We start from the raw sequence: 7,591 nt of genomic DNA, 5'->3' as shown, positions 1-7,591 counted from the left end.
GATCCCGACCGGTCGAATCATCTGGCGAACGAGATTGTCATGAGATGAATCGCAGCGGAAGGCAACGGCTGGATGGCCCTGGCAAAGAGAGGGGTTCGGGCGCCGATCTACGTCATCACTCAAATGAGTGATATCCAGTCGGGGCCGTTTCCACGACATTCCCAGGTGCGGGTTGCCTCGGGCGGCGCGGGCGCGCGGATCGAGGCAATCTTTCCTTCAGGAGGAAAGCCCATGCAGCCTGACGCCGTATTGCGCAGCGCGCTCGAGGCGGTTCACCACCTCTCGGACCCCGATCCCCCGTGGTCCGCCATTCTTTCGACGGCCAGCCGGCTGGTGGGCAGCGATGCTGCCGTGCTGATCGTCTTCGAAGGCACCGGCGTGGTCGACGTCCAGCAGTCGGGTGCCGATGCTGCCGCGGTGCGCGACTACGCGGAGCACTTCCATACGGAAGACGTCATGACCCAGCCGAACGTGGCGAAGCCCGAGGGCTCATGGCTGGATACGCAAGCCCTGCTTCCGAAGCCGCTGCGCGAGCGCAATGCCTACTACGTCGACTTCATGTGCAGGCACCGCATGAGGCAGCTCTACTCCTTCATCATCGAGAACGGTCCGGACCGGAGAACGAGCTTTGGATTCCAGCGCGCGTCGGCATGGGACGGGCTGTCTTCCTTCCTCGCGAGCGATCGGATCCGCGCCTACAGCCAGGCGGTGCAGCTGGCGGCGGAACGGCGCCGGGCGCAGGCGGCTTCGTGGCTCGCAGCCACCGACAGCGCCTTCGACGCATTGGGCGAGGCCAGCTGCCTGGTCCACGGCACGGGCCATGTGGTGCACGCTTCTCCGGCCGCGAAAGCCATCTTCGACACGCGGGGAAGCGTCGTCGTTCAGGGTGCGCGGCTCTCGCATCCGAATGCCGGGGAGCGCGAACGATTGCTGGCGGCGGTGCTGCGCGCCGCAGGGGCTGGCCGGGTCGAGCGGCTCGCTTTCAGGGACAGCCGCTGCGGCGGCCCGCTCCACGTCGAGTTGACGTGTGCCAACCCCGCGCTGCGCTTCGGCAGGGAACCGATGGTCTTCATCCGGCTGCGGCGCGCGGCCGCGGGCCCGCTGGCAAGCCCCGACCTGCTGTCGCAGGCGCTCGACATCACGCTGGCCGAGGCGCGCGTGCTGCATGCGCTGGCCACCGGTGTTTCGTTGAACGACTTTGCGCTGCGCCGCGGCGTGTCCATCCACACCGTGCGCAAGCAGGTGGCAATGATGATGGTGAAGATGGACTGCACGAGGCAGGTGGACCTGGTGCGGGCCGCCCTGCGCGTGGGACCATGACCGGCAGGCCGCCGTTGCGCTAGGAGCTTGCCCGGGTCAAGGTCGCGACCGCCGTGAACCCCCTGGACTGCGACTGCGCCTCGAGGGTGCCGTCAGGCTGCAGCTGGTAGGTGAACGTGATCGGCGAGCGCTGGTCGAAAGTGAAGCTCAGCTTGCCGTCCGCGATGCGCGCGGTGGTCCGCCGATGGAAGGACCGAAAGCGGCTGTGGTCGCCCTGCGCGTAGACGACCGTTGCGCCGTCGGCCGTCACGCTTTCCACCACGAGCACCGTTTCCTGCTGCTGCCCGCCCGCCAGGCCCCGCCACTTGCCGGACCATTTGCCGGAGAACGCGCGATGCTGTGGCGCCAGTGCGGCGTCGGGAGGCGTGATGGCAAGGTCGGGCGGCAGCGGCACCGATGAAGACGACGTGGAGGAAGTGGCGGCGCATCCCGACAGGAGCGCAAGCACCAGCGCGAACGTGAAAAGGTGTTGCACGGCCGATCCTTTCTTTTGCCAGAGAAATTCTCGGCGTCCGTGGATGCGGCCGCATCACCAGTTCGCGTGATGCCTGCCGATRCACCGGACGGCAGGGATCGGCGCGCGAGGCGGCTTCGGCTCAGTTCTTCTGCGCGAGCTGCTCCAGGATCGCCGGATTTTCCAGCGTCGAGATGTCCTGCGTGATGGCCTCGCCCTTGGCGATGCTGCGCAGCAGGCGCCGCATGATCTTGCCGCTGCGCGTCTTGGGCAGGTTCTCGCCGAAGCGGATGTCCTTGGGCTTGGCGATCGGGCCGATCTCCTTGGCCACCCAGTTCCGGAGTTCGTTGGCGATCTGCTTGGCCTCCTCGCCGCTCGGGCGCCCGCGCTTGAGCACCACGAAGGCGCACACCGCCTCGCCCGTCACATCGTCGGGCCGCCCCACCACCGCCGCCTCGGCCACCAGGTCGGTCTTGGACACCAGCGCCGATTCGATCTCCATCGTGCCCAGGCGGTGGCCCGAGACGTTCAGCACGTCGTCGATGCGSCCCGTGATGCGGAAGTAGCCGCGGTCTTCGCTGCGCACCGCGCCGTCCCCGGCCAGGTAGATGGTGCCGCCCATCTCCTCGGGGAAGTAGCTCTTCYTGAAGCGCTCGGGGTCGTTCCAGATGGTGCGGATCATCGAGGGCCAGGGCCGCTTGATGACCAGCATGCCGCCCGCGCCGTTGGGCAGGTCCTTGCCGGTCTCGTCCACGATGGCGGCCATGATGCCCGGCAGCGGCAGCGTGCACGAGCCCGGCACCAGCGGCGTGGCGCCCGGCAAGGGCGTGATGACGTGGCCGCCGGTCTCGGTCTGCCAGAAGGTGTCGACGATCGGACATTTCTCATGGCCGATGTTCCGGTGGTACCACATCCAGGCTTCGGGGTTGATGGGCTCGCCGACCGAGCCGAGGATGCGCAGGCTGTCCAGGTTCCAGTTCTTCGGGTGCACCTTCTCGTCCGATTCGGCGGCCTTGATGAGCGAGCGGATGGCGGTGGGGGCGGTGTAGAAGACGCTGACCTGGTGYYKYTCGATCATCTGCCAGAAGCGCCCGGCGTGCGGGAAGGTGGGGATGCCCTCGAACACGACCTGGGTGGCGCCGGCGGCSAGSGGGCCGTAGGCGACGTAGGTGTGGCCGGTGATCCAGCCGATGTCGGCGGTGCACCAGAAGACGTCCTCGGGCCGGATGTCGAAGGTCCAGTCCATGGTGAGCCGGGCCCACAGCAGGTAGCCGCCGGTGGCGTGCTGCACGCCCTTGGGCTTGCCGGTGGAGCCGGAGGTGTAGAGGATGAAGAGGGGGTGCTCGGCRTTGACGGGCACGGGSGGGCAGTCGGTGCTCTGGCCGGCCAGCGCYTCGGCGAAGGTCTTGTCGCGGCCTTCGACGCGGCTCCAGRCGCTGGGGGTGCGYTCGTAGACGAASACGGTGCGGATGGATTCGCAGCCGCCCAGGGCGATGCCGTCGTCGACGATGGCCTTGAGGGGCAGYTCCTTGCCGCCGCGCAGCTGGTAGTTGGCGGTGATGACGGCCACGGCGCCGGCGTCGATGATGCGCTCCTGCAGGGCCTTGGCGGAGAAGCCGCCGAACACCACGCTGTGGGTGGCGCCGATGCGCGCGCAGGCCTGCATGGCGACCACGCCCTCGATGGTCATGGGCATGTAGATGATGACGCGGTCGCCCTTGCCGATGCCGGCGGCCTTCAGGGCGTTGGCGAACTGGCTCACGCGGGCGAGCAGTTCCTTGTAGCTGACGCGGGTGACGGCGCCGTCGTCGGCCTCGAAGACGATGGCGGTCTTGTGYTCGAYGGGGGTGCCGATGTGGCGGTCCAGGCAGTTGGCGCTGGCGTTGAGTTCGCCGTCGCCGAACCACTCGTAGAACGGCGCCTTGGATTCGTCCAGGGTGCGGCTGAAGGGTTGGGTCCAGTCCAGGTTCTCGCGCGCCAGGCGGCTCCAGAAGCCTTCGAAGTCCTGTTCGGCTTCCTGGCACAGGGCCTCGTAGGCGGCCATGCCGGCAATGCGCGCGCCGGCGCTGGCGCGGGCGTCGGGAGGGAACACGCGGTTCTCGACCAGGACGGATTCGATGTTCTTCGATGCGCTGCTGCTCATTTTCTTGTCTCCTTGATCTAGGTGCGGCCGTAATGTCGGCGGGCCCACTTACGGGCCACTGACGGTTGCGATGTTAGTTCGCAGGGTTATCACGAGTCGGACATGGGGGCACCTCTAGAATCGCCGGTCGTTTCCAACCATCCTCTCCATGTCCGCACCCGAATCCTTCGACCGCCCGAATACGCCTGTTCCAGCCCGCGGCTCGCCGCTGCGGCCGCTGCCCAAGCTGATTTTCGCGAGCCGCTGGCTGCAGCTGCCGCTCTACCTGGGACTGATCGTGGCGCAGGCGGTGTACGTGGTGCACTTCCTGGTCGAGCTGCTGCACCTGGTGGAGGCAGCCTTCGGCAGCAAGGACGCGCTGCAGGCGCTGATCACCAGCATCGGCTACAAGACCACCGCGCCGGTGGGCACGCTCAACGAAACAGTGATCATGCTGGTGGTGCTGGCGCTGATCGACGTGGTGATGATCTCCAACCTGCTGATCATGGTGATCGTGGGCGGCTACGAAACCTTCGTGAGCCGCATGGACCTCGAAGGCCACCGCGACCAGCCCGAGTGGCTGAGCCATGTGAACGCCTCGGTGCTCAAGGTCAAGCTGGCCACCGCCATCATCGGCATCAGCTCGATCCACCTGCTGAAGACCTTCATCAACGCGGACAACTACACCGACCGCGTGCTGATTGCGCAGACCGTGATCCACATCGCCTTCCTGTTCTCGGCCATGGCCATCGCCTACACCGACAGGCTCATGGCGCCCGCCGTGCCGCAGGGCGGCGGTTCGCACTGAGCGCCGGGCCTGCCTGCGGCAGGTCCCAGGCGGGCACGCCGGTGAAACGCCTGGCAAGAAAGTCGAGCATCGTGCGCAGCGTGGCAGGCATGTGCTTGCGCGAGGCATACACCGCATACATGCCGACCACCTGCGGCTCGAATTCCGGGAACAGCCGCACCAGCTCGCCGGCCTGCAGCAGGCCGGCGGTCAGGTAGGTCGGCAGCATCGCGATGCCGGCCCCGGCCCGCGCCAGGTGCATCAGGCTCGCGGCATCGTTGGTCGACACGTTGCCGCCCACGGCCACCGAAACGGGCGTGCCGTCTTCCTTGCGCGTGAAATTCCAGAGGCTGCGCCCGAAGTACGAGTGCGTGAGGCAGTTGCGCTGGGCCAGCTCCTCCACGCGCAGCGGCCGCCCCTGCTCCTTCAGGTAGCCGGGTGATGCGCACACCACCGAGCGGCAATCGGTGAGCCGCCGCGCAATGAGGTTGGGATCGATCTCCACCGCCACGCGGATCGCCAGGTCGATGCGCTCGTCCACCAGGTTCACCGCCCGGTCCAGCAGCACCAGGTCGACCGCCACGCCGGGATAGAGCCGCACGTAGTCGGCCACCGCATCGGCCAGCTGCGCCTGTGCGAACGAGGTGCTGGCCGTGATGCGCAGCTGGCCGCGCGGCGCCTCGGCCGGCTGCCGCACGGCCTCCTGCATGTCGCCCGCGAGCTCCAGCACCTGGCGGCAGCGCGGCAGCAGTTCCTCGCCCGCCGCCGTGAGGCTCAGCCGGCGCGTCGTGCGGTGCAAGAGGCGCGCGCCGGTCCATTGCTCGAGCTCGGCCACGTAGCGCGTGACCACCGGGCGCGAGAGGTCGAGCTTGTCGGCCGCGGCCGAAAGGCTGCCCGCATCCACCACGGTGACGAACACGCGCATTGCATTCAATCGGTCCATTCGAACGATTTTAGGAATAAACAAGCGCGCAATTCGAGGTATTTCTTTCGAAAGCAGAAACCTAAGATGCGCTTCATCCCAACCACTTTCTGGAGCCATTCCATGAGCCACATCGCCATCATCGGCGCCACCGGACGCGCCGGCGGCCGCCTTCTCGAAGAGGCCCTGCGCCGCGGCCACACCGTGACGACCATTGCGCGCAAGGCGAGCGAAAAACTCTCGGGCCGCGCCAACGTGAAGGCGGTCGACCTCGACGTGCTCGACAGCGCCGCGCTCGAAAAGACGCTGGCCGGCCACGACGCCGTCTTCAGCGCCGCGCACTTCTCCACCGTGCCGCCCGCGGCCATCATCGAGCCGGCCAAGCGCGCAGGCGTGAAGCGCCTGCTGGTGGTCGGCGGCGCCGGCAGCCTGTTCGCGGCGCCGGGCCTGAAGGTGATCGACACGCCGAACTTCCCCGAGGCCTACAAGGCCGAGGCCACGGCCGGCGGCGTGTTCCTGGAGGCGCTGCGCAACGAGAAGGAACTCGACTGGACTTTTCTCTCGCCCTCGGCCGAGTTCGTCGAAGGCGAGCGCACGGGCAAGTTCCGCCTGGGCAAGGACGACCTGCTCGTGAGCGCCGAAGGCCGCAGCTGGATCACCTTCGAGGACTACGCGATCGCGTTCATCGACGAGCTCGAAAAACCGGCGCACTCGCGCCAGCGCTACACCATCGGCTACTGATCAACGGCCGGTCATGTTCTCCGGCACCACCCACTGGTCGAACTGCTCGGCCGTGAGGTGGCCCGAGGCAATCGCGGCTTCGCGCAGGCTGGTGCCTTCCTTGTGCGCCTTCTTCGCGATGTAGGCCGACTTGTCATAGCCGATGTGCGTGTTGAGTGCGGTCACGAGCATCAGCGAACGCTGAACCAGTTCGGTGATCCGCTCGCGGTTCGGCTCGATGCCCACCGCGCAGTGGTCGTTGAAGCTCACCATGCCGTCGGCCAAGAGGCGCACGCTCTGCAGGAAGTTGTGCGCCACCATCGGGCGGAACACGTTCAGCTCGAAGTTGCCCGAGGCGCCGCCGATGTTGATGGCCACGTCGTTGCCGAACACCTGCGCGGCCAGCATCGTGACGGCTTCGCTCTGTGTCGGGTTGACCTTGCCCGGCATGATCGACGAGCCCGGTTCGTTCTCCGGAATGCTCAGTTCGCCGATGCCGCTGCGCGGGCCGCTCGCGAGCCAGCGCACGTCGTTGGCAATCTTGTTCATGCTGGCGGCAAGTGTCTTGAGCGCGCCGTGGGCATGCACCAGCGCGTCGACGCTGGCCATGGCTTCGAACTTGTTGGGCGCGGTCACGAACGGCAGGCCCGTGAGCTTGGCCAGCTCGGCCGCCACCTGCTCGGCATAGCCCTTGGGCGCATTGAGCCCGGTGCCGACGGCCGTGCCGCCCAGCGCCAGTTCGCACAGGTGCGGCAGCGCGGCGCGCACATGCGCCTCGCCATGCGCGAGCTGCGCCACATAGCCCGAGAACTCCTGGCCCAGCGTGAGCGGCGTGGCGTCCTGCAGGTGGGTGCGGCCGATCTTCACGATGTCGGCAAAGTCCTTCGACTTCTGTTCGAGCGTGCCGCGCAGCCTGGCGATGGCCGGCAGCAGCTTGTGCGTGATGGCCTCGACCGCCGCCACGTGCATGGCGGTGGGAAACACGTCGTTGCTCGACTGGCTGCGGTTCACGTCGTCGTTCGGGTGCACGAGGCGCCCTTCCCCGCGCTCGCCGCCGAGCAGTTCGCTCGCGCGGTTGGCCAGCACCTCGTTGACGTTCATGTTGGTCTGCGTGCCCGAGCCGGTCTGCCACACCACCAGCGGAAACTCGCCCGGGTGCTTGCCGGCAATGACCTCGTCGGCCGCGGCCACGATGGCCTTGGTTTTTTTCTCATCCTGCAAGCCCAGCGCGTGGTTGACCACGGCCGAGGCGCGCTTGACCTGCGC

Annotated in this window: 7 protein-coding genes; 3 read left to right on the top strand and 4 right to left on the bottom strand. The window is 67.4% G+C overall.

Annotation, left to right across the window (positions count from 1 at the left end; all coding sequences use genetic code 11):
* Positions 1–231: 231 nt before the first annotated feature.
* Positions 232–1,320, top strand: a complete 1,089-nt coding sequence (locus AC1DOC_RS11390) for a helix-turn-helix transcriptional regulator (RefSeq protein WP_436046204.1) — start codon at positions 232–234, stop codon at positions 1,318–1,320.
* Between the two features lie 19 nt (positions 1,321–1,339).
* Here the strand turns inward: AC1DOC_RS11390 and AC1DOC_RS11385 are convergent, their stop codons facing one another.
* Positions 1,340–1,795 carry a hypothetical protein gene (locus AC1DOC_RS11385; RefSeq protein ID WP_278874312.1) on the bottom strand — a complete coding sequence of 152 codons (456 nt, stop codon included), beginning with the start codon at positions 1,793–1,795 and terminating at the stop codon, positions 1,340–1,342.
* A 121-nt stretch (positions 1,796–1,916) separates the two neighbouring features.
* Positions 1,917–3,917, bottom strand: a complete 2,001-nt coding sequence (acs, locus tag AC1DOC_RS11380; protein WP_478129814.1) for an acetate--CoA ligase — start codon at positions 3,915–3,917, stop codon at positions 1,917–1,919.
* 148 nt (positions 3,918–4,065) lie between these two features.
* Here acs and AC1DOC_RS11375 point away from each other — a divergent pair, with 148 nt between their 5' ends.
* The gene (locus tag AC1DOC_RS11375) at positions 4,066–4,704 is read left to right on the top strand and encodes a YqhA family protein (protein ID WP_012747634.1); all 639 of its coding nucleotides are present in this window, start codon (positions 4,066–4,068) and stop codon (positions 4,702–4,704) included.
* On the opposite strand, the gene AC1DOC_RS11370 is transcribed toward AC1DOC_RS11375, so the two are convergent.
* Positions 4,664–5,626: a LysR family transcriptional regulator gene (locus AC1DOC_RS11370; protein WP_018907284.1), complete on the bottom strand. Its 963-nt coding sequence runs from the start codon at positions 5,624–5,626 to the stop codon at positions 4,664–4,666. The genes AC1DOC_RS11375 and AC1DOC_RS11370 overlap by 41 nt on opposite strands.
* Before the next feature lie 102 nt (positions 5,627–5,728).
* Between AC1DOC_RS11370 and AC1DOC_RS11365 the strand changes: the two genes are divergently transcribed.
* Entirely contained in the window at positions 5,729–6,346 is a 618-nt protein-coding gene (locus tag AC1DOC_RS11365; protein WP_026284323.1) for an NAD(P)-dependent oxidoreductase, read from the top strand.
* Here AC1DOC_RS11365 and fumC read toward each other — a convergent pair.
* On the bottom strand, positions 6,347–7,591 hold a 1,245-nt coding region (gene fumC, locus AC1DOC_RS11360), incomplete at its 5' end, for a class II fumarate hydratase (RefSeq protein WP_478129813.1). It abuts the gene before it with no gap.

It is taken from the genome of Variovorax sp. 01T439_2 (genome assembly GCF_056398445.1).
Note: the sequence above shows the minus strand (reverse complement) of the source record. Positions and strands in the feature narration are given on the sequence as shown.